At 37.5% G+C, this 23,438-nt stretch carries 20 protein-coding genes; 8 read left to right on the forward strand and 12 right to left on the reverse strand.

What is annotated here, in order from left to right:
* Positions 1–153: 153 nt before the first annotated feature.
* From I6F10_RS08770 to I6F10_RS08785, 4 genes are all read right to left on the reverse strand, one after another.
* A complete protein-coding gene (locus I6F10_RS08770) occupies positions 154–3,165 on the reverse strand; it encodes an ATP-binding protein (RefSeq protein ID WP_442960860.1) in 3,012 nt (1,003 codons plus the stop codon).
* Between the two features lie 323 nt (positions 3,166–3,488).
* Positions 3,489–4,697 carry an ABC transporter permease gene (locus I6F10_RS08775; RefSeq protein WP_165743224.1) on the reverse strand — a complete coding sequence of 403 codons (1,209 nt, stop codon included), beginning with the start codon at positions 4,695–4,697 and terminating at the stop codon, positions 3,489–3,491.
* Complete coding sequence (locus tag I6F10_RS08780) at positions 4,690–5,478, reverse strand: ABC transporter ATP-binding protein (protein WP_165743220.1); 789 nt, start codon at positions 5,476–5,478, stop codon at positions 4,690–4,692. Before I6F10_RS08780 ends, I6F10_RS08775 begins: the two co-directional genes overlap by 8 nt.
* Positions 5,475–6,287 (reverse strand): DUF3025 domain-containing protein, encoded by an 813-nt coding sequence (locus tag I6F10_RS08785; protein ID WP_197098727.1) that lies wholly within the window; start codon positions 6,285–6,287, stop codon positions 5,475–5,477. The genes I6F10_RS08780 and I6F10_RS08785 overlap by 4 nt, the downstream gene beginning before the upstream one ends.
* A 113-nt stretch (positions 6,288–6,400) precedes the next feature.
* On the opposite strand from I6F10_RS08785, the gene I6F10_RS08790 reads away from it, so the two are divergent.
* On the forward strand, positions 6,401–8,026 hold the full coding sequence (locus I6F10_RS08790; protein WP_197098728.1) for a M28 family metallopeptidase: 1,626 nt from the start codon (positions 6,401–6,403) through the stop codon (positions 8,024–8,026).
* Between the two features lie 120 nt (positions 8,027–8,146).
* Positions 8,147–9,316 carry a putative manganese transporter gene (locus I6F10_RS08795; protein ID WP_138489105.1) on the forward strand — a complete coding sequence of 390 codons (1,170 nt, stop codon included), beginning with the start codon at positions 8,147–8,149 and terminating at the stop codon, positions 9,314–9,316.
* 57 nt (positions 9,317–9,373) lie between these two features.
* On the opposite strand, the gene I6F10_RS08800 is transcribed toward I6F10_RS08795, so the two are convergent.
* The 7 genes from I6F10_RS08800 to seqA form a co-directional block, all read right to left on the reverse strand.
* Positions 9,374–9,739 (reverse strand): DUF805 domain-containing protein, encoded by a 366-nt coding sequence (locus I6F10_RS08800; protein ID WP_197098729.1) that lies wholly within the window; start codon positions 9,737–9,739, stop codon positions 9,374–9,376.
* A 413-nt stretch (positions 9,740–10,152) separates the two neighbouring features.
* Positions 10,153–11,739, reverse strand: a complete 1,587-nt coding sequence (locus I6F10_RS08805; RefSeq protein WP_197098730.1) for a dihydrolipoyllysine-residue acetyltransferase — start codon at positions 11,737–11,739, stop codon at positions 10,153–10,155.
* A gap of 8 nt (positions 11,740–11,747) precedes the next feature.
* Positions 11,748–12,725 (reverse strand): alpha-ketoacid dehydrogenase subunit beta, encoded by a 978-nt coding sequence (locus I6F10_RS08810; protein ID WP_165723475.1) that lies wholly within the window; start codon positions 12,723–12,725, stop codon positions 11,748–11,750.
* The gene (locus I6F10_RS08815) at positions 12,725–13,939 is read right to left on the reverse strand and encodes a thiamine pyrophosphate-dependent dehydrogenase E1 component subunit alpha (RefSeq protein ID WP_197098731.1); all 1,215 of its coding nucleotides are present in this window, start codon (positions 13,937–13,939) and stop codon (positions 12,725–12,727) included. The genes I6F10_RS08810 and I6F10_RS08815 overlap by 1 nt, the downstream gene beginning before the upstream one ends.
* A 265-nt stretch (positions 13,940–14,204) precedes the next feature.
* Positions 14,205–15,257: a succinylglutamate desuccinylase gene (gene astE, locus I6F10_RS08820; protein WP_197098732.1), complete on the reverse strand. Its 1,053-nt coding sequence runs from the start codon at positions 15,255–15,257 to the stop codon at positions 14,205–14,207.
* Positions 15,258–15,376: 119 nt separating this feature from the next.
* A complete protein-coding gene (gene pgm / locus I6F10_RS08825) occupies positions 15,377–17,014 on the reverse strand; it encodes a phosphoglucomutase (alpha-D-glucose-1,6-bisphosphate-dependent) (protein WP_197098733.1) in 1,638 nt (545 codons plus the stop codon).
* A gap of 9 nt (positions 17,015–17,023) precedes the next feature.
* Positions 17,024–17,620, reverse strand: a complete 597-nt coding sequence (gene seqA, locus I6F10_RS08830) for a replication initiation negative regulator SeqA (RefSeq protein WP_154903059.1) — start codon at positions 17,618–17,620, stop codon at positions 17,024–17,026.
* A gap of 217 nt (positions 17,621–17,837) precedes the next feature.
* Between seqA and I6F10_RS08835 the strand changes: the two genes are divergently transcribed.
* The 5 genes from I6F10_RS08835 to fur all read left to right on the forward strand — a co-directional run bounded on the left by I6F10_RS08835 (position 17,838) and on the right by fur (position 20,374).
* Positions 17,838–18,605, forward strand: a complete 768-nt coding sequence (locus I6F10_RS08835; RefSeq protein ID WP_197098734.1) for an alpha/beta fold hydrolase — start codon at positions 17,838–17,840, stop codon at positions 18,603–18,605.
* Positions 18,606–18,700: 95 nt separating this feature from the next.
* Positions 18,701–18,922, forward strand: coding sequence for a DUF2788 domain-containing protein (locus I6F10_RS08840; protein WP_002962930.1), 222 nt, complete (start codon positions 18,701–18,703; stop codon positions 18,920–18,922).
* Between the two features lie 2 nt (positions 18,923–18,924).
* Positions 18,925–19,203 (forward strand): LexA regulated protein, encoded by a 279-nt coding sequence (gene ybfE / locus I6F10_RS08845; RefSeq protein ID WP_002962928.1) that lies wholly within the window; start codon positions 18,925–18,927, stop codon positions 19,201–19,203.
* 14 nt (positions 19,204–19,217) lie between these two features.
* On the forward strand, positions 19,218–19,745 hold the full coding sequence (fldA, locus tag I6F10_RS08850) for a flavodoxin FldA (RefSeq protein WP_007586856.1): 528 nt from the start codon (positions 19,218–19,220) through the stop codon (positions 19,743–19,745).
* 185 nt (positions 19,746–19,930) lie between these two features.
* A complete protein-coding gene (fur, locus tag I6F10_RS08855) occupies positions 19,931–20,374 on the forward strand; it encodes a ferric iron uptake transcriptional regulator (RefSeq protein WP_002962922.1) in 444 nt (147 codons plus the stop codon).
* 110 nt (positions 20,375–20,484) lie between these two features.
* Here fur and glnS read toward each other — a convergent pair whose 3' ends face one another.
* Entirely contained in the window at positions 20,485–22,143 is a 1,659-nt protein-coding gene (gene glnS / locus I6F10_RS08860) for a glutamine--tRNA ligase (protein ID WP_197098735.1), read from the reverse strand.
* A gap of 218 nt (positions 22,144–22,361) precedes the next feature.
* On the opposite strand from glnS, the gene I6F10_RS08865 reads away from it, so the two are divergent.
* Entirely contained in the window at positions 22,362–23,432 is a 1,071-nt protein-coding gene (locus I6F10_RS08865; RefSeq protein WP_197098736.1) for a DUF3083 family protein, read from the forward strand.
* The last annotated feature ends 6 nt before the right edge of the window (positions 23,433–23,438 follow it).

Below are 23,438 nucleotides of genomic sequence, written 5' to 3' on the forward strand. Positions count from 1 at the left end.
AAGACCTTTACCAGCCTGAAGTTCAGCTAATGCTTTGTTGAAATCGAAAGATTGAGTCATGTGTCACTCCTGTTTTCTTAATAATACTGAAATGACACAGATTTCTAAACACTACCAAAAAATCAGCTGCTTAGCAGCTGATTTTCAAAACGATTAACTTAACCAAGTAATTAGCTTGTCTTTTAAAGTTTGTGGTTTAATTGGTTTTGTAATGTAGTCGTTCATTCCAGCAGCTAAACATCGCTCTCTATCACCTTCCATCGCACTCGCTGTCATAGCGATAATCGGTATGTAAGTATAATCTACCCCTGCCTTACTATTTCTAATTTCACTTGTGGTATCGTAGCCATTTAAATTGGGCATTTGGCAATCCATTAATATAACATCAAAAGCTTGCTCTTCGTTTTCTCTCAATGCTTGTAATGCTTCAATACCGTCTGACGCACAAGTGATTTTTACTTTAGTACGCTTTAATATCGCCTTAGCTACTTCAATGTTTATCATATTATCGTCAACTAATAATATATGATAAGCAGATAGGTCAGGCTCTACTTGTTCCACTTCCAAGCCTTTAGGTGGCGCTATAATACAGTCACTACTAGCACCAAATAAGCTGGCCAATTTATAACTGAATTGATCTTGAGTGAGTGGTTTATTTAAAATATGGCTGCCTTCAGGTAATACCGTTTTGATTGGCTTATCTGTCACCATGTCTCGTAAAATTAAAACATACTTTTTATTAAACTGTTTACAGTAATCAATTAACGCATCAATTTGAGGATGCTCATCATCAATTAATAATAAATCAGCTTCAAACTCTTTGTGCTCACTAAAGTAATCAAGTCGTACAATGTTTTCTGCTTTTACTTTGCAGGTTAATAACAATAAGTCGCACACGTTTTTATAAACGTTATCGCGCGCTATTAATGCCGCTACGCTAATACTTGTAGCAAGCTCTATACCTGTGTTTAATTTTTTCTCTTGTGCAACGTGTAGCTCAACCGTTGCGGTAAAGGTACTACCCGCGCCCTTTTCACTTATAACCGTAATATTACCACCCATTAACTGAGCAAGCTTTTTACATATAGATAAACCTAAGCCTGTACCACCAAAATGGCGGGTCGTGCTTGAGTCTTCTTGCGTAAATACTTCAAATAATTTGTCTATGTTTTCAGGCGCTATACCAATTCCGGTATCTTTTATTGTAAAGCTCATTAATAACTTTGAGTCAGTAATGTACTTAGAGCCCACAGTTAAACTTACTTCACCTCTATGAGTAAATTTAAACGCATTATTAACTAAGTTAATTAAAATTTGTTTAAGTCGATGGCTGTCGCCAATAACCATTCTGTCTACTACATCTTTAGTATCTAAAAATACTTCAAGACCTTTGCGTTGACCCTGTAACGCTAAAGAGCTAATCATATCGCTACATACTGTAACAACATCAAATGTATGATTATCAATATCAAGCTTACCTGCTTCTATTTTAGAAAAATCAAGGATATCGTTAATCAAATTCATCAATGAATTAGCACTGCTATTTGCTAGTTTTAAATAATGGTATTGTTGTTCGGTTAAGCCATCTTCTTTGAGCATTTCAAGCATCCCTAATACGCCATTCATTGGTGTGCGTATTTCGTGAGAGATATTTGCTACAAAGTCACTTTTTGCTTGGCTCGCTGCTAATGCTTGATCAATTGCTCGCTCTAGCTCAACAGTCCTTTGTGAAACCTTTAGCTCTAAAGTACTGTTTAAGCCTTCAAGCTCTGATTGAGTATTTTTTAATGAGCTAATATTTCTTAAAATAGCCGCTACCTGATAACGGTTATTATATACGTCAAAAATACTGCTAAGCGTAATCGAAAAATATTGTTTGTTGCCATAACCATCTGAGTAGATAGCTTCAAACGGCATTTTTGATCCGATTGTAATAGTCTCTTGTATACAATTAGTGTCTGCGTTGTTTAAATTAAACAGCGAGACAAAATCAGGATTAGTGCCTGAAATTGAACTACCAAAAACCTCTTTAGCGGTATTATTAAAGTGAACAATTTCGCCGTTTTGCTCAATTGTAAAAATAGCATCTAGAGAATTTTCTATTACTTTATTATTTTGCTCTTTTAGAGAATTAATTAACAGCTTACGGTTTATAAAACGTTGGTATAAAAAAGCAATAACTAAAAATACGCTAAAAAATACTACTAACATTGCAATAAAGTTTTGACGTCTCTCATTCACCTTTGCAAACAATGTTTTTGTATCAACACTTACACCAAGCTCTAAAGGGAGCATGGCTATATCACCCTCAAACGAAATTCGTTTTTTTAAAGTGTAAGCCACTGGATAATTACTTATTGGTAAAGTGCCTTGCTCTGTCATGGTGGTTGCAGTAGAGAATTCTTCAGACCATGTTTTAGTTTTATTAAATTCAAAACTGAATCGAAGTTGAGGGTTTGGATGATATAAAAATTCACCTTCATTATTCATAAGGTAAATCTGCGTCCCTTGTGGAGATTCAACTGTCAAATCTTCAAGTAATTTATCCGCAAAGTAATTAGTAACTAATATTGCAAATATTTTATTATTTTCATCAAAAACAGGCTTAGCAACACGAAAAGTGCTTATATAAGGTTCTTGTATTTGTCCATTTTCACGGTTGTAGTTAATTGGAGAAATATAAACACTTTTCTTATCAAGCATGCTTGCTTTGATTATGTAATCGCGTTGACCTTTTTTTTGTAATTGCTGACCCTGCAGACGATTAATTTCTCCAAGTTGATTTCGGTCAACTCTGACAACTTCTTGCCCACCATCTTCGAGCATAATATAGCGAGCTTGCAAAATACTGTCATCGGTCTGCATAAAACCAGTAAAAATGCTTGCTAAGCGCTCTTGCCAAACATCTATTGGCGTACCAAGAACGGGATCAATTAGTTTATTTTCTTTTGCGCGGGTAATCCCTTGTATTGGTGGTGTAGCATCTAAAAAGCGAATGGCGGTAACACTGTCTTTAAGATGTTTTTTTAATGAAAGGCTTTTTGTTTCAAGTTCACGCTTTAATTCTATTTGAGCTGAATTATAAACATCACTTCTTACTTTTTGATCGAACAAATACAGAGATGGTAAAGCTATAAGAACAAATATTATTGTTGCAACGAGCATTAATTTATTATTTTTTGTCACGTTCAAAAAAATATTCTTTTTTAACATTTACCGTCACCATAAGTTTTTATTGTTATTAGTATAGAGTATTAAAGAGAGAATTGGACCCTCTAACTAATCAGTTATCGTTATAATTTTTATAATAAAAAGACTAAATCATTAGTTTTATTTAGAGCACAACCCTTATGTGAATTTTAAATGAATGGGTTAAAAAATATTGGCTTACAAAATTAATAAATGGGCTATTTTAACTATTAATCACTTCAAAATATAAAAGGTAGCAATTGCTACCTTTTATATATTCTTAAAACCCTTTATGTACATTACCTAAATAATACATCTTCTCTGTTAAACCACTTAACACAAAAAGCCAATAGTCCAGCAGCAATGATTGCAGTGGCTAAAAATATTAAGCCTACAAATGTGTAATCAACAGTCCCTTTTACTATTTCTTTAATTGCTAATGCTACGTTTGTAACAGGAATGAATGCAGTTTTAGCAGTAAGTTCCATATTTGGCATTATTGAAATAATAATCGGGAAAAATACGCCCATACTAAGTGGTGCCATATAATTCTGCGCTTCTTTAAACGTGCGAGCATAGATAGATATAGCCAGAGCTAAGGCCGAAAATATAGCTGCAACCGGTAATAATAGTACAAATATCATTAGTAAATCGGTAACTGCTAATGTACTAAATGCGGCTTTAATAAAATCAAGATCGGCAAACGCGAGCGCCAATGCTATCCAGCACCCCATACTTAAGACGGTTATGGTTGTGGAGGCAATTGATGTAGTTAACAAGGTTATAAATTTACCAAGCACCAACTCTGTACGCGTAATAGGTGTAAGTAGGAGTGTTTCTAGCGTGCCGCGTTCTTTTTCGCCAGCGCCTAAATCAATAGCGGGATAAGTTGCCCCCATCAATACTAATGGAATAAGCAGGTAAGGTAAAAGCCCGCCAATTTTTTCGCCAAGGTTTTCACGTTTATCGGCTGTATCTACTTTTATGACTTCAATTGGATTAAGAATAGATTTTTGAACAGACTCTTCAATACCAAAACTGATTAGTTTTTGAGTTTGCAGTACGTCACTGTATTCTTTTGCGAGTTCTTTAACTCGTTCGAATAAAAAGTTGATAGATTTTGAATCGTTAAACACAACCTGCCACTGGCTTTGTTCACCGCTATCTAAAGTTTGCTCAGCATGGCTTGGTAAATAAATACCCATATCAATATCGCCAGCTATAACGCCTGCTTTAAGCTCTTCAATGTTATTAAAGGTTTTAGTACCTTTATAAAGCTCAAAACTTTTGTGATAAAACACTTTGTCAGTAAATTCTTGTGCGTATTCACCGTTAATAATAGCGTATGTATTTACTTTTTGCTCAGCGTCCATTGCAGCTTGCGAGCTTATAAATGCCATTACGGCAAACAATAACGGAAATATAGCAACAGGGAGCGCGACTACAAATAATAGCGTTTTTTTATCGCGTAATAACTCTCTTAATTCCTTTTTAAATACCTCAAACATCATGCTTCTCCGTTAATATATTCATAAACGCTTGATTAAGCTCATCACTATTACCTGCTTGTTTAAACTCTTCTACTGTCCCGTCAAAACAGCTAATACCTTCGTTAATTACAGCGACACGGTCACATAAAAGGGCTACTTCATCTAAATGATGGGTTGAGAAAATAACAGGCGTCCCTTGCGCCTTTAAACCTTTGATAAATTTAATAACGGTTTGTGTTGTCATTATATCAAGGCCCGTTGTTGGCTCATCAAGTACCACAACTGCTGGGCGATGAACAACTGCGCGCGCAATATTTGCTTTTTGCTTCATACCTGTTGATAGGTTTTCTGCCCGTTTATCTACAAACTTATGCATATCAAGCAATGTAAATAGCTCATCACAACGCGTTGCTATATCGCTTTTGTTCATGCCATGAAGCTTTGCAAAATACTCTATGTTTTCTTTTACAGTTAAGCGGCCATACAAACCCGTAGAGCCTGATAAAAATCCAATAGACTTACGGCCCAGTAGCGGTTTTTTTACAATATCGTTTCCAGCAATAGTTATTGAGCCTTCATCGGGCTTTAACGCGGTTGAAATCATTCTCAGTGTCGTCGTTTTACCCGCACCATTTGGGCCGAGCAATCCAAGTACCTCACCTTTAGCGCAACTAAAACTAACGTCTCGTACTGAGTGAAAGTAGTCTTTATCTTCACGAGGATCGATGTCGTCTATTTTATTTTTTTTGTGATCTTTAGTTAGCTTAAATTTCTTTTTAAGCCCAGCAACTTCTATCATGTTCGCATCCTTCGTTTCGCTCTAAAATAATCTGTATTGTTGTAAAAAGAGTCGTCTTTGTTTTCGTCATGCCAGCCTGGCACACCTAATAAAGGCAGTGGTGAAAGCTTTTTGTTATCGGCTAAGCAGTTATCTGTACTAATCATCTCATAAAGGGCTTGGTCAAGGTACTGGTATTGAGTTACTAAATCTTTACAAAATATTTCATTAGGTACACAAACAAATAACGCTTTACCCGTTAAACCTATATAAGGCTTTGTTAGCATTTCATAATTAGCATGACCAAACATAAAAGGTTTTATTGTTTTACCCCACTCATGTTTGTGTTCAACAAATGCAGTTTTCCATTGGTGATCGCAAAGCCACTGCTGCCATTTACTCTCACTTATAGCTAATACAACGCCACATTCATCAAAAAGCGTTAGTGCATTACGTTGCTTAGTACGCTGTTGCAGTCCATGCTCAGCTATATCTTGCACATGTCTATGGTTTATTAACGCTTTGGTTTTAGGAAATAAACACCATATAAACCCACCAAATAAGTCATGCCAATTTTCACTGCGTGTAGGTACAACACCCGTTTCAAAAATTACTTGCTCGTAATACCGATCGCCAAAGTCTACCTTTGCATCATCTTCAAAAGTAATAGGAATACTATTCTCATTAATAGCAGTTAAAAATGGAGAAAACCACTGCGGCGATGGCCAATCTGTTAGTTCGTTAACTTTAAATAGCTCACGTAAATGCGCAAATGCACCTGTTTCTAAACTACTGATTTGCCACTGCTCGGGGGGAGTAAAACGCTTCATTTAAACCTTTAACAATTTATGCCTATAATTTACGAGAAGTTTACCGCAAAAACTGGTTCTGCTTAATAGAAGTTAATATACTAATCACAACTTAAAACAAAAAAAGAGCTGACATGAAACATTATTTCTCTCTCACACTCCTCGCTACTGCTGTTTTAGCAGGTTGCGCAACAACAAGTATTACCCCTACTGATGTAACAAATGGTTATAACAGTATTCAAGCTGATGAACTGGCTAAACATGTAAAAGTACTCGCATCGGATGAGTTTGGTGGACGTGCTCCTTCATCACCTGGCGAAAAGCTAACGCTTGATTATTTAACTGCGCAGTTTAAAGCTTTAGGTTTAAAACCAGGTAATGGCGACAGTTACTTACAAGAAGTGCCATTGGTTTCTTTAGAAGCTGATTCGAATATGGTGCTTAGTATTGGTGGTAAAGACTATCAATATAAAAAAGACATGGTTATGGGTAGCAGCCGCATTAGCTCACAAGAAGGCATAGAAAATTCTGAACTTGTATTTGTGGGCTACGGCGTTAATGCCCCTGAATACAATTGGAATGATTACGAAGGCTTAGACGTTAAGGGCAAAACGGTTGTAATGCTTGTTAACGATCCGGGCTTTGCAACAAAAGACCCTGCTTTATTTACTGGCGACGCAATGACTTATTACGGTCGTTGGACATACAAATATGAAGAAGCAAGTCGACAAGGTGCTGCAGGTGCAATTATTATTCATGAAACAGCACCTGCGTCATACCCATGGTCGGTTGTTGAAAATTCGTGGAGTGGCGAGCAGTTTGGTTTTCAAAAAGAAAACAACAATATGGACCGCGTAGCCGTTGAAGGCTGGGTTACAACTGACGTAGCAAAAGAGCTTTTTACTAAAGCAGGATTAGATTTTGAAACTGCGAAAGAAAACGCAGCTAAAGGTGCTTACCATGTTGATATGGGCGATTTAACTGCTTCTGTTAATGTTAAAAATACGATTAAAAAATCAGTGTCGTATAACTTTATCGCTACGTTACCAGGAAGCGAGCAACCAGATGAGCATGTTATTTACTCGGCGCATTGGGATCACTTAGGTACAGATAAAACACGTAAAGGCGATCAAATTTACAACGGTGCTCACGACAACGCAACGGGTACAGCTGGGCTTATTGAAGTAGCTGAAGCCTTTACTAAATTACCTAAGCATCCTAGCCGCTCAATGACATTTTTAGCGGTAACTGCTGAAGAGCAAGGCTTACTAGGTTCTAAATACTATGCAGCTAACCCAGTGATTGCAGCTAATAAAACAGTCGCTAACATAAACATGGATAGCTTAAATTTATTAGGCAAAGTAAAAGACATGAATGTGGTTGGTATTGGTAAGTCACAAATGGATGAGTTTTTAGCAACTGCAGCTAAAGAGCAAGGCAGAACAATATCAGGCGATCCTAAACCATCATCTGGTGGCTATTACCGCTCTGATCACTTTGCATTTGCTAATATGGGCATTCCAGCCATGTACGCAGGCGGTGGCACAGTAGCAGCTGACGAAGAAACAGCTAATTACCGTAAACGCATGAGTTTAGTACTTCGCGGCTGTTATCATCAACCATGTGATCGTTACCGTGACGAATGGGATTTATCGGGTGCTGTTCTAGACTTACAATTGTTTTATAAAGTAGGTTATGATATTTCTGAGCAAGAGCAATGGCCAACGTGGAATGCAAGCTCAGAATTTCAACGTAAGTAGCATTGGTTTAACATCGAAAAACTCGAAGAGAGTAATCGATTTAAATAGATGCAAATGATATTGATTATCATTTAATTAAAATATACAGTGTTACTAAGTTTATTTAATTGGTAACACTGTATGATTTTACTCTCTCAAATAGGATTTATTACGCCCGCTTCTAAACGCTTTGTTAGCCAAAATAAACGTTTATTATTACCGCTTTTTTTGCTGGTATGCTTAGCTGTGCCATCACTTCGTGAAATTACAATAACAGCACTAAGCGATGCTTTTTTTCAAGTTAGCGTATTTGTTGCTGCTACATTATTAATTTATTACTACGCCATAGAGCATTTACCTCAATTAGAACTTAGTTATTTAAGTGCTAAATCGCCGGTATTAGAAATATTTTTTGCTGCCGTTTTAGGTGCCCTTCCTGGATGTGGTGGTGCAATAATAGTGGTTACCCAGTTTACAAAAGGCCAAGCAAGTTTTGGGGCTATTGTTGCTGTTTTAACAGCTACAATGGGAGATGCCGCATTTTTACTCCTTGCCACTCGCCCTACTGAAGGTTTAACCATAATGGCCATTGGCTTAGTAGTAGGCACGCTTTGTGGTGTTATAGTAAACGCCCTTCATGCAAAAGACTTTTTACGCCCAACAAAGCAAGAACAAAAACACCAAGTTAAAGTATTGCCAACTCGTATAATTAAAATAAGCAAACCCGTTTGGATGTTCGCTATTATTCCAAGCCTCATTATTGCTTTTTTAATTGCATTTAATGTCGACTTTGATCAATTTGGAAAATACACAGGCACAAGTATTAGTATTTTTGGTGCTGCAATGGCGTTATTTACTGTAACTATATGGGCGTATTCTTCTAAAGGTGAAAGCTATAAAGAAGTAACCTCAGAAGACGATGAATGTAATCCACCTTCTAAAATTATTAAAGTACTTCAAGACACACACTTTGTGACCGCATGGGTAGTGGCATCGTTTATGTTGTTTGAGATTTTAGTAAATATTGCAGGGCTTGATTTAAAAAACTGGTTTGCACATTATGCTTATTTAGCCCCACTTATTGCTGTAGTGATTGGTTTTTTACCAGGTTGTGGCCCGCAAATAATTGTTACTACGTTATATATTCAAGGTATTATTCCATTTAGCGCATTAACTGCTAATGCGATATCTAACGATGGTGATGCGTTATTTCCTGCAATTGCAATGGCACCTAAAGCGGCTGTAATTGCGACTGTGTATACATCTATTCCTGCTTTGGCCGTTGGCTATGGCCTTTACTTTTTAAGTTAAAATTGCCATAAACAAAAAAGCTCAGCAATTGCTGAGCTTTTAATATTAAGTTATTTTTTATACCGTAGCTGGCTCTGCAGCTAGCTCTTTCGGATTTGGGCCATAATCGTTCTCGCCTTCATGTGAGTTTTGTGCAAGAAAAACAATTAAAACAATCCAACCAATTACTGGCACTAACCAAAGTAACTGCCACCAGCCTGAACGACCAGTATCGTGTAAACGACGTGCACCCGCACTCAATTGAGGGATCAATAAAGCTAAGCTATATATTGAGCTTACGAACATTGTGTTTGTAATACCATCTATAACACTTGTTAAAAGCGAAAAAATAATATTAATTAGCATAAACATCCAAAATGCTTTACGACGATTACGGCCTGAAAAATCTGCGTAGCTACGCAACGCGTTCATATAATGTTCCATGAAATTTCCTTAGTGTTATTTTTTATATTCCCTAACAGGGTTAACTTTATTACTTTTTAGTAACACTTGTATCTTAAATAAAAACAGACTCATTTAAAACAAAAAACCAGCAAATTGCTGGTTTTTTATTAGGGCGTGTTGACCTTTGCGGATTGAAATTTGTTCAATCTGGGGCGATTAAATCGCGGCGCGAGGTTTGTAACCTAGTGGGCTAAGTAAAAACCGAGCAACAAAGAGTTTATCGCCCCTAGGCAAAACCCGAAGGGCAGCGCATGTTTGGCATTTATGCTGCGTTATCGCCTATTTATGGGGAGTAACCACACTTCATAGGCTCTGCCTTGCCTAAAAACCAAACATACTGCTGTAAATTCAACCATCAAAGATCAAAACGCCCTAGTTAAACAATTATATTATTAACTCATTGCCATCATCATTGCCGATGGGTTTTCTAAGTACGATTTCCATAGGTTATTAAAGCGTGCAATACTGCCGCCATCAATAACACGATGATCGCCAGACCAACTCACTTGCATTATCGCTTTACTCACAACTTGGCCACTTTCATCAAAACGCGGTAAGTGCTGCAGTTTACCCAATGCAACAATAGCTACTTCTGGTTTATTAATTATAGGGGTCGCAATAGTGCCACCAATCGCACCAATGTTAGAGATACTAATTGTCCCACCTTTTAAATCATCAGGTGCAACACGCCCTTCTCGCGCTGAGTGAGTTAAGCGGGTTAAATCATTAGCCACATCGACAATGCTCTTACTCTGGCACGACTTAATATTAGGCACTAACAAGCCAATTTTTGAATCAACTGCTATACCAATATTATGATCGTTATAATAGGTAAGCTCTGAGCAATCATCGTTCACTTTTGAATTAAGTACAGGGTACTCTTTCATTGCTAGCGAGAGTGCTTTTACAAAAAATGGCATCATGGTGAGCTTTACGCCTTGTGCTTTGTACTGCTCTTTTAAGGAGCTGCGCAAAGCTATAAGCTGTGTTAAGTCTATTTCATCACTAAACGTAAAGTGCGGAATAGTTGAAACCGATGCCACCATTTGCTTGGCCATGGCCGCTTTAATGCCTTTAATTTGCTCTACTCGTACACCACCGCTTTGATTCTGTGTTTGGTTTTGTACTGCACTTTGAGAAGCATCGCTATTAAGCGGTGAAGTATCAATAGTATTTGGCACTTCGCCTTTTACAAACTCTTCAATATCTTGCTTGTAAATACGTCCATTTTTTCCACTACCTGGTACGCACGTTAAATCAACATCAAGTTCACGTGCTTTACGACGAACTGCAGGCGACGCAACCGCTTTTTGATTGATAACCTTTGCAGCTTGCTGCGTTTTAACAGAGGCAACTTTTTCAGCGACGGCATTAGTTTGAGCCTTTACGACCGCTTGGTTTATATCAACATTTGGCTTTACTGCACTGCCTGCAATTGTCATTTGAAACAACGGGCTATGTACTTTTGCTATTTCACCTTTTTGGTAATATAGTTTTTTTACTGTGCCTGTATATTTTGCCGGAATTTGTACTAATGCTTTGTCGGTCATTACATCACAAACCGCTTGGTCTTCTTCTATTTCGTCGCCTTCTGCGACTAACCAATCAACAATCTCACACTCAACAATACCTTCACCAATATCTGGTAGTATAAAGTCCTCAACTACATCAGATGCATTGTTATTAGTTTTATTTTCAGCTTGAACTGGCTCTTCGACTACTTCATTACTAGTACTATCACCAGTTACATCCATAGCAAATAAAGGCGCATGTACTTTAGCAATTTCACCTTTTTGATAATATAGCTTTGTAATAATACCATCATGCACTGCCGGAATTTGTACTAATGCTTTGTCTGTCATCACATCACAAATTGGCTGATCCTCAGATACGGTATCGCCTTCTTGAACTAGCCACTCAACAACTTCGCATTCAACAATGCCTTCTCCAATATCGGGTAATATAAAGTCTTTCGCCATGGTAACCCCTAAAAATCCATTGATTGTTTAATTGCAGCCAACACTTTTAGTGCGTCCGGTACGTATTCTTTTTCAAGTGCCAACGGGTATGGTGTATCTAGACCACATACACGTAAAATTGGCGACTCTAAATGCAAGAAACACTCTTGTTGTATTGTTGCTGCTATCTCGGCACCAAAGCCATTAGTTATAGGCGCTTCATGGCTCACGATTAAACGGCCGGTTTTAATAACCGATTTAGCAATCGTTTCAACATCCCATGGTAAAATACTACGAAGATCTATTACTTCACAGCTTATACCTTGCTCGCTTGCTTGCTGTGCTGCCTCTTCAATAATCTCCATTTGAGCACCCCACGCTAAAAGCGTAATATCGGTACCCTCTTGTACTACTTCAGCCGTGCCTAATTCAATACTATAATCTTCTTCTGGCACTTCGCCTGTTGATGCACGATATAAACGCTTAGGTTCAAAAAATATGACAGGGTTATCATCTTTAATAGAGGCACGTAATAACCCCTTAGCTTGATAAGGGTTACGCGGTACAACCACTTTTAAGCCCGGTGTATGTGCAAAATAAGCTTCGGGTGATTGCGAGTGATATAAGCCACCAGCAATACCACCGCCATAAGGCGTACGAATAGTTAAGTTACCAACATTAAATTCATTACCACTGCGATAACGAAATTTAGCGGCTTCATTTACTATTTGATCAAACGCTGGGAATATATAATCAGCAAATTGAATTTCTGCCAATGCAGGCGCACCAAAAGCCGCTAAGCCATTAGCGAAACCTAAAATACCTTGTTCGGTTAAAGGCGTATTAAAAACGCGATGCTTACCGTACTTTTCTTGCAAACCTGATGTTGCTCTAAATACACCACCGAAGTAACCAACATCTTCGCCAAAAATACAGGCTTGAGGGTGTTCGTTCATCGTAATATCGAGGGCAGAGTTAATTGCGTGGAGCATGTTCATTTTAGCCATTACTTAATTCTCCCTGCGGTTACTGGGTAAGCACCTGGATGCTGTTTTATATGTTCTTTTAATTGCTCGTACTGACGTTGCAATAAGGGAATTGGAGTATCGTAAACGTCAGATACCAATTCTTCTAAAGCCGGCTTGGCAACAACTTCAGCACGCTTAAGCGCTGCTAAAATTTCTTCACGAATCGACTCTTTTGCTTTTATGTCGTCTTCTTCGTTTAACCAATCTTGCTTGACCAACCATTTTCTAAATTTATCAATAGGACATATTTGATTATTTGCTTCTTCATCTTTAGAGCGATAACCACTGGGATCGTCTGATGTAGAATGCGCGCCTAATCGATAAGCTATCGATTCAATAAGCACAGGCTCACCTTGTGTTGAGGCTATTTCGCGTGCTTTTTTAGTCGCCGCATACACTGCAAGTGCATCTGTGCCATCAACACGAATTGTTTTAATACCATAACCTACACCACGCGACGCAATACCATCGCCTTTAAACTGTTCATCAGCAGGGGTAGATATGGCATAGCCGTTATTACGTGCAAAAAATATAACCGGCGCTTTGTGAACAGCCGCCATATTTAAGCCCGCATGAAAGTCACCTTCTGATGCAGCACCTTCACCAAAGTAACAAATAGTCACGTTATCAATTGTGCTTGCAAGCTCACCTGTTTTAGCGTCGATATGCTTTATTTTTTGACCATATGCATGACCTGTGGCCTGTGGTATTTGCGTACCCAGTGGCGATGAAATCGTCATGTAGTTTAGCGCTTTAGAGCCATAATGGATTGGCATTTGGCGACCTTTACCTAAATCCAATTCATTTGAGAACATTTGGTTCATAAATTGATCGAGTGTAAAACCACGATAATGTAGTGCAGCTTGTTCACGATATTGAGCCATGATCATATCGTCTTGATCAAGTGCAGCAGCAGAGGCTGTAACTGCGGCTTCTTCGCCTAGGCATTGCATATAAAAACTAACACGACCTTGGCGCTGCGCGCCTTGCATACGTTCATCTAACAAACGTATAAAACGCATTGTTTCATATAACTTAATAGCGGTATGTTTTGAAATATCAGGTGCGGTTGCACTAGGATGAATGTCGCCGTCCTCAGTTAAAATACTAAGGGTTGGAATATTAAGTGCTTGGCCATCAATAAATTCAAGCTCGTGGTTAATATTCAGCGATACGTTATTTGGATTACTCATAACCTACCTTCTTTTGTTGTCGGTAAAACAGTGCCCCTTTAAATTATTATTGTGGGTGATTGTTGCTGGTTAAACTTTGCAACATCTGCACTATCTTTAATTAAAGCTGCCAACACTTTACGTTAACGTAAAGTGTTATTCAACACATCTGGGACGAAACAAAAGCAAATACAGGTTAAATAAGTGGAAAGTTAACGATACGGTTACTTTAATTAATAGTAATCATATAGTTAACTTGAAGTCACCAGTGGTCTGATGAGTTTAATTAGACGAAATTGCTATCAATATCCATTGGAATAACAGTAAGCAGTGCTCTTTGGCCTAATGCTACGCTCGCATTTGGAAATATAATAGCCTCACCTTCAACGTCAGCGTAAATCGCTGTATCACCGTCGGTTGCAAGTAGTTCACCTTTCGTAAAGCCAGTAAAGTTCTCAGCATCATCAGAAAAAGGGAAACTAAAATCATCCTTCGTTCTATTAATTGTGCGGTGCACTGCAAATAACTCAAACTCACTTGCATTAAAATCAGGGTATTTAACTTCATTTTGGCTAATTAATGCAGTTAATGTTTGCTTTGTTTTTTCAAAGCGGGTCATATCATTTTGGCCAAATGGCTTTACTTGACCCAGCTCTACTGTAAACGAGTCTGCACCATGAACAAACGACGAATAATAGCTAAACGTTGTTGCGGGTGATTTCATCATAAGTACGGTATTTACACCACAGCTTAATAAAAATTGTAACTGTGACTTTTTCCATGGCTTACCATGTAAAAATGGATACACAGCAAATTTTTCGTTTTTAGAGCCTCTAATTGCAGTGTGTAAGTCGTAATGACATCGGCTACTGCCTTGCTGGCCACGGGCATAAAAGTCACTTACGTATTGCTCAAGCTTTGCAGCGCGGTTTCGTTCATTATTCATTGGTACACCTTCAACTGTATGGTGACCATTAAATAATCTATTTAAGTTTTCTTCTACAAAACGCAGGCCAATATTAATTGATTGTGGATTACCATAAATAAATAAAACACGCTGCTTAAGGACTAGCTCACCTTTTATAATTTGTTTAATGAGCGCATCACAAATTTCAATTGGCGCAGTTTCGTTACCGTGTACAGCGCTTGAATAAATTACATCTTTGCTTGTTTTAACAGCAGGTTGAAACTCAATTACACCGGTATCGTGTATATTTACACGAGTTCCATTATCTAAAACAAATTCACCTGCATCTAAATGCCATTCGTTGTCACGACTAAGCGTTAAAAAATCACCTGTTTGTTTTAATTCATTTAAGTAAGATGGATTGGCTGACATGTAATAAGCCCTTTAAAAATAATGTGAGAGTAAACTCTTATGCATATATATGCACAAGGTAGAGGTATAGAAACAAAAACGGCTGAATTAATCAGCCGTTTTAAATAGTTTAAGCAGTGTTAGCTGATCACAGAATCGACTAACTTTTTAGCTTCTTTTTCAAGTAACGCTAAATGCTCTTCACCTTTAAATGATTCAAGGTATATTTTATAAATATCTTCAGTACCTGATGGACGCGCTGCAAACCAGCCATTTTCAGTGACCACTTTTAAACCACCAATTGCCGCATCGTTACCTGGTGCATGAGTCAGTTTTTGCAAAATAGGTTCGCCAGCAAGTGTATCTGCTTTAACATCAGAAGCACTCAATGCTTTTAAACGTGACTTTTGGCCGCTTGTGGCTGGTGCATCTAGGCGTTTATAAATTGGAGAGCCAAACTCTTGTTCTAATTCTTTATAAAGCGTTGATGGTGTTTTACCTGTTACAGCTAATATTTCTGCAGCGAGTAAACCCATAATAAAGCCATCTTTGTCTGTACACCATACAGAGCCATCAAAACGTAAAAATGCAGCACCTGCGCTTTCTTCGCCACCAAAGGCAAGCTTACCTTTGCTTAAACCTTCAACAAACCATTTAAAGCCTACGGGTACTTCTTTAACTTTACGGTTGTTACGAGCAGCTACTTTATCGATCATTGAACTAGAAACGAGTGTTTTACCAATTTCTACTGTTTCATTCCAATCACGGTGTTTAAGTAAGTAATCAATTGCCACTGCTAAAAAGTGGTTTGGATTCATTAAACCATCTGGCGTTACAATACCGTGACGATCGTAGTCAGGGTCGTTACCAATAGACACATCAAAATCATCTTTTAGCGCAATAAGGTTCGCCATTGAATAAGGCGATGAGCAATCCATACGAATTTTGCCATCTTTATCAAGTGGCATAAAAGCAAAACGAGGATCAACAACATCATTAACGACGGTTAAATCTAAATTATATTTTTTTGCAATAACTGGCCAAAAATTGATGCCTGAACCACCTAATGGATCAATACCAATTTTAATACCTGCATCGCTAATTGCTTTTAAATTAACGATATTTGCTAAATCATCAATGTATGGCGTCATTAAATCTTCGTAGCGGATAAAACCAGAACGCGATGCTTTAGCAAATGGGAATAACTCAACTTCAACTAAATCTTCTAATAAAAGTTGATTAGCTCTGTCTTCAATCCATTTAGTAACGTCGGTATCAGCAGGTCCGCCATTAGGTGGGTTGTATTTAAAGCCACCATCTTCAGGAGGGTTATGCGAAGGCGTAACAACAATCCCGTCTGCAAGCTCATTTGGGTGTAGCTTGTTATGGCTAACTATGGCGTGGCTGATAACTGGCGTTGGTGTAAAGTCACCGTTTTCTTGCGTTATCACTTGCACTTCGTTAGCAACTAAAACTTCAATAGCTGAATTAAATGCAGCTTCACTCAAAGCGTGTGTGTCTTTACCTAAAAATAACGGACCAAAAATATCATTTTGTTTTCTGTAATCACAAATAGCTTGAGTAATGGCTAAAATATGAGACTCGTTAAATTTAACATCGTAAGAACAACCACGGTGGCCTGATGTACCAAAGGCAACACAATGCTCTGGATTTTGTTCAAGATCAGGTTCGTTTAAGTAATACGCAGATACTAATTTAGGTACGTTAACCAGTGCCGATTGTGGAGCAGTTTTGCCTGCGCCTGAATGAATAGCCATTATATTTCCTTACAGGTAATCGCGAATTTTTTCAGCTTGCTCTGCACTATAACCAAGGCAAAGAGCCACTTCATGAAGCATCATTTTTTTACGTGTAGTATTAGAATTCGTCATAACCCAGTATTCGCTATCGGTTATGTTTTTTGGATTCATGCTACTGCCGCTATTGACCAAATCTTCTTTACTGGTAGCAAAATAAACACGGTCACGGCCTTTTATATCTAATACAGCCGAAAAATCAGTTTTATGTGTGCGGTAAAATGCACTTAAAATAAACAAAAAGCGTCCAACAACGCCCTTTTGCATTGCCAGCTCTTCTTTATTTAATACATTAAAAACATTATCGCTTTTTTGCTTCACGGGTGCGTGAGCTACAGGCGTTTGTTTTTTTGAAGTCTCAGCAGCAGATGGCTCTGAGCTTTTTAATGTGGCGGTAGACGTAGTCGCAGTTTGATTGTTTTGAGTTAGTTCTACGTTTGTGGTTTGAATTTTTTCGCCGCTCAGATTTAATAAACGACGTAAAATAGTGGATGCACTTTCACCAATACTTTGAGTATTGCTTGCAATATATTGATATAACTCGTCGTCTATGTCGATTTGTTTCATGTTCTTCCTGTCATTACGGGTCACATTTTTTCTCCCGTGTGATTATACCCAAACCAATCAAAAATGCGAGTTACAACAAGCACTCCCATAAACATATTAATATTTACCTAATTGGTGTTGATTTAACGCCCAAAAGCCCAATTTGGTAAATAGTGACTGTATTTTTTGCTTTTTAGCGCAATGCTCGGCAAACTATGCGAAATTTTAGGAGGCTGGTATGCAGTTAAATTACAAGCAACAAGGGCAAGGTCCTAATGTTGTTTTGATCCACGGACTTTTTGGATCATTAGAAAACCTAAATGTAATCGCAAAACCATTAAGTGAACACTTTAATGTTATTAACGTTGATTTACGCAACCACGGGCTTTCTCCTCATAGTGATGAAATGAACTACCCTGCAATGGCTCAAGATATTGTCGAGTTATTAGCACATTTAAACATAGATAAAGCTCATTTAGTTGGTCACTCTATGGGTGGGAAAGTCGCAATGGAATTAGCACTAACACACCCTGAACTGGTAAATAAATTGGTTGTACTTGATATTGCACCTGTTAGTTACCCTGCTCGCCACACAAAAATATTACAAGCATTAAAAGCAGTTTCAACGCAGTCAATAGACGATAGAAAGCAAGCTGATGCAATTATGCAGCCTTATATTGAAGAGCTGGGGGTTCGACAGTTTTTACTTAAGAGCCTCGCTAAAAATGAAGAAGGTCATTTTGCATGGCGATTTAACTTAAATGTGCTTGATGAAAAATATTCGACAATCACATCCAATGTTAATGAAAACAATTCTTGTTTATGCGATACTCTTTTCATTAAAGGTAATGATTCTGACTATATATTGCCTGAGCATCGTACTGCAATTACAGCACGCTTTAAAAACACCAAGGCTAAAATTATTCATGGCGCAGGTCATTGGCTTCATGCTCAAAAGCCTCTTGCTGTTAATAAAGCGATAAATGACTTTTTAACTGCGGTTTAAAGCAATTTTAATCGCGTGTTTTTAATTCAGCGCACTAAATATATGAATATTTATATGCTATAGTACGCGCCGTTTAATTTAAAGGTTATACGTTGATGGTCAGTCAGTTAATTAACGAATTTGATACCCTAGGGTTGTATTTTGGCTTAGCCGGTATTTTCATATTCATCGGCATGGCAATTAAAGACGTACTAAAAAGTGGCAATGTACCAAAGTTCGGACAATACATTGTTTGGGGCGTGCTCTTTTTAGGTTGTTCAGGCTTTATTGCTAAAGGGCTTATTCAAGTATTTTGGCAAGGCGCAGGTGTAGGTTAAGCATGGCGAAGTCAGAAACAGATAGAACTACACTCGATTTATTTGAATACGAAAAACGCCCAGGCAGACCTAAAACCAATCCCCTTTCTCGGGATATGCAGTTAAAGGTAAATAAACGTAATCAAATAAAAAGAGATAAAGCACGTGGTTTAAAGCGTGTTGAATTTAAAGTTTCATCGCAGTTATATCAAGCATTGAGTGATATGGCAGATGCACAAAATATTAGCCGTAGTGCGCTGATTGAAACGATTTTACAAGAAAGATTGGCTATTGATACATAAAAGGTTTTAAATCCATGGCAAGTGTAGGCATTTTTTTCGGAAGTGACACAGGTAACACAGAACACGTAGCAAAAATGATCCAAAAAGAATTGGGTAAAAAGCTAGTGGCTGTTCATGATATTGCAAAAAGCTCTAAAGAAGAGATTGCTGAATTTGATTTAATCTTATTCGGTATCCCTACTTGGTACTACGGTGAAGCTCAATGTGACTGGGATGACTTTTTTCCAGAACTTGAGGAAGTAGACTTTGAAGGTAAACTTGTTGCTATTTTTGGTTGTGGTGACCAAGAAGATTACGCTGAGTACTTTTTAGATGCAATGGGCATGATCAACGATATTGTTACTGAACGTGGCGCTATTGTTGTGGGCCATTGGCCAAGTGAAAGCTATGACTTTGAAGCATCTAAAGGAATGGCTGATGATAAGCACTTTGTAGGTTTGGGTATCGACGAAGACCGTCAACCAGAGCTTACAGAACAACGTGTTAAAGCATGGTCTGCTCAAGTATATGAAGAAATGTGTTTAAGTGAATTAGCTGACTAATTTACTGCATATATCGCTAGCTGTTTAATAATTATCAAACAGTTAGCGTTTTAAGCTTTAGAGGCAATATAAATCAATTGTTCTTTGCACTTAACGCTTAGGCACGTTATCCTGTTTGTTGCTAATGTGTCGTGTACATCTTTGCAAGATGTCTAGTATAACCAAATAAAATTGAGACAGATTTAATGACTGATCATAACTTGGAACTTAAAAAAGCCGGTTTAAAAGTAACTTTACCGCGTATTAAAATATTAGAGATTTTACAATCTCCAGATAACCAACACATCAGTGCTGAAGATGTTTACAAAATTCTTTTGGATCTAGGTGAAGAAATTGGTCTTGCAACTGTATACCGCGTACTTAACCAATTTGATGATGCGGGTATTGTAAGCCGTCATCACTTTGAAGGCGGAAAATCAGTATTTGAACTTTCTGGAAGCACTCACCACGATCATTTAGTATGTTTGAAATGTGGCAAAGTAGTAGAGTTTGAAGATGACATGATTGAGCGTCGTCAACTAGAAATTGCTGAAGAAAATGGTATTACTCTTACAAATCATTCATTGTATTTATACGGTGAGTGTAATGATAAAGCAGCGTGTAAAGAATTTAGCGACGCTAACAGCTAATACCGCTTTTATAAGCAATAAAAAAACCTGCTAAGTGCAGGTTTTTTTGTGCCTAAAAGACGATAATATTGAATATACCCAGTAAATCCTGGGTATATTTTAAGTATTACTTATTGAGTTTTAGACCATGAATCGCGAAGACCCACTGTTTGATTAAATACAACGTTCTCTGATTTAGAATCACGAGAGAAATAACCCGTACGCTCAAACTGAAAGCCCTGCTCTGCTCGTGAATTAGCAAGCGATGGTTCTAATTTAGCATTAGGTAAAACAACCAGTGACTCTGGGTTTAGCGTAGTTTCAAATTCCTCTGCAGCTGCTGGATTTGGTACACTAAACAAACGGTCGTATAAACGAACTTCTGCAGTAATAGACTCTGGTGCTGAAACCCAATGAATAACACCTTTTACTTTACGACCGTCACTTGGGTTTTTACCAAGTGTTTCGCTGTCGTAAGTACAGAAAATAGTTGTGATTTCGCCATTTCCGTCTTTTTCAACACGCTGCGCTTTAATAACATAAGCACCACGTAAGCGTACTTCTTTATCAAGTACTAAACGTTTGAATTTATTATTCGCTTCTTCTTTAAAGTCTTCTCGTTCAATATAGATTTCACGAGTAAATGGAACATCACGACGCCCCATTTCTTCTTTATTTGGGTGATTAGCCACTGATAAAGTTTCAACTTTATCTGCATCGTAATTTTCAATAACGATTTTAACAGGATCGAGTACAGCCATTGCACGTGGTGCATTTTCGTTTAAGTCTTCACGGATACAGGCTTCAAGCATGCCCATTTCAACCATATTCTCTTGTTTTGTTACACCAATACGCAAACAAAATTCACGAATTGAACCTGGTGTATAACCACGACGACGTAAACCTGCAATAGTAGGCATACGAGGGTCATCCCACCCTTCTACATAGTTATTTACTACTAAATCATTTAGCTTACGCTTTGACATAATAGTGTATTCAAGATTTAAGCGCGAAAACTCAATTTGCTGTGGGTGACACTCTAAACTAATGTTATCAAGTACCCAGTCGTATAAACGACGGTTATCTTGAAACTCTAATGTACATAATGAATGTGTAATACCTTCAAGCGCATCAGAAATACAGTGAGTGAAGTCATACATTGGGTAAATGCACCACTTGTCAGCTGTTTGATGATGATGAGCAAAACGTACACGGTAAATAATTGGATCGCGAAGCACCATAAATGAGCTTGCCATATCAATTTTAGCACGCAGTACACATTCACCTTCTTTGAATTCGCCAGCGCGCATTTTTTCAAATAACGCTAGATTTTCTTCAACTGAAGTATCTCTATAAGGACTGTTTTTACCTGGCTCTTTTAATGTACCGCGGTACTGTCTTGCTTCGTCTGCAGTTAAAAAACAAACGTACGCTAAGCCTTTTTCAATAAGCTCTACTGCGTAACCATATAAAGTATCAAAATAGTTAGAAGAATACTTTATGTCGCCATCCCAATTAAAGCCTAACCACTGTACATCCTCTTTAATAGAGTTAACGTAGTTAATGTCTTCTTTTTCAGGGTTTGTATCGTCAAAACGTAGGTTACATAAACCGTTGTAGTCTTTTGCGATACCAAAATTCAAACAAATTGATTTGGCATGGCCAATATGTAAAAAACCATTTGGTTCAGGTGGAAAACGTGTATGCGTTGTCGCATGTTTGCCACTTGCTAAGTCTTCATCAATTCGGGTTCTAATAAAGTTACTTGGGCGATTCTCAATTTCCGCCATAGGAGTGTGATCCTCTAAATATTACGTAATAACAAAACTAATGCATTATTACAAAAACATACACTAACATACAGCAATAGATTAAGGTTTATTTTAGATATTGATTAACTTTAATCCACTTGTTCAATTGTTTATGAATAAAATTTGTTTAAACGCAACATTTAGGTCATCAAAGCCAATTATAGTAACTAAATAACCTACTTTATAAGAATTCTAAGATGGCGACACTTAATCAACACCGTATATATATTCCAACTAATGCACGCGCTAACCACTATTTATTGGCTGAAATAATACCTAATGAAGCATTTTATAATAGCTTTAGCACTATAAACTGTTGCTACGAGCGTATTGCGCGTCAATTATTTGCATGTTGTGATGAGTATGAACTGCATAATGTACATTTATTAGCAAACGATAAACTACCGGTTGTACGCTTTCATGATGAGTTATATCAACTAGAAACCGACAAGCAGATGTTGTTTTTTTATAATCCTCGTTATCACGAGGCACATAAAATTTATTACTCACCAGATATAAAAAGTAAGAAAATACGTTTCTTGTTTTTAGCCACGGGTGAAGACTTACGTGCAAACTCCGCTTTGTTTCACAATAGAGTGCAAAAAGTATTAAACTTACTCCAAGAACAGTTATTTATAAATCAGCCCCAATTTAAACTTCGCGATCACCAACATCTAACTTACGATTTATTTGCTAAAGATAAGGGAAATAAAGAGAGTTATGGATATAAACTCAGGAGCCTCTACCCTCGTTATCAATCAAGGCAATGTAATATTCCTAGTGACTATGCTGAAATGACTTACGCAACATTTACCATTGCGGTTTCTCGGGCCATCAAAACACAGTTTCAAACAATGGTGAACAATAACGATGTGGAAAAGTTTTATGATTACTTTGCAGATAGTTTTAAACGCGCATGTGAACAAAATAAACTGACACACGGTGCAATGGTAGCTAATGGCGCAATACCCATTGTCCGAAACAGTAAAATAGATAAAAATGAAGGTAATGCAGAGTTACAAAAGTTGAGCTTTGATGTTGAATCAAATGAAAATCAAATTAAGTATTTTTATGAAGCAACAAAATTAGTAGAAACAATACATTTTGTTATTGTCGCAACGCAGCAGGATAAACATGAAATTGGTTATGGCCGCTTTATGAACCAAGTAGAGAAAACAATTCATGCATTATGTAACGAGCTGGCCATAAATAAGCAACGACAAGATTTGTCTGTACGCTTTTTTCAGCATATTAGTTATCCGTTCTAAATTTAC

The organism is Pseudoalteromonas sp. SWYJZ98 (assembly GCF_015864495.1).
Lineage (GTDB): Bacteria > Pseudomonadota > Gammaproteobacteria > Enterobacterales > Alteromonadaceae > Pseudoalteromonas > Pseudoalteromonas distincta.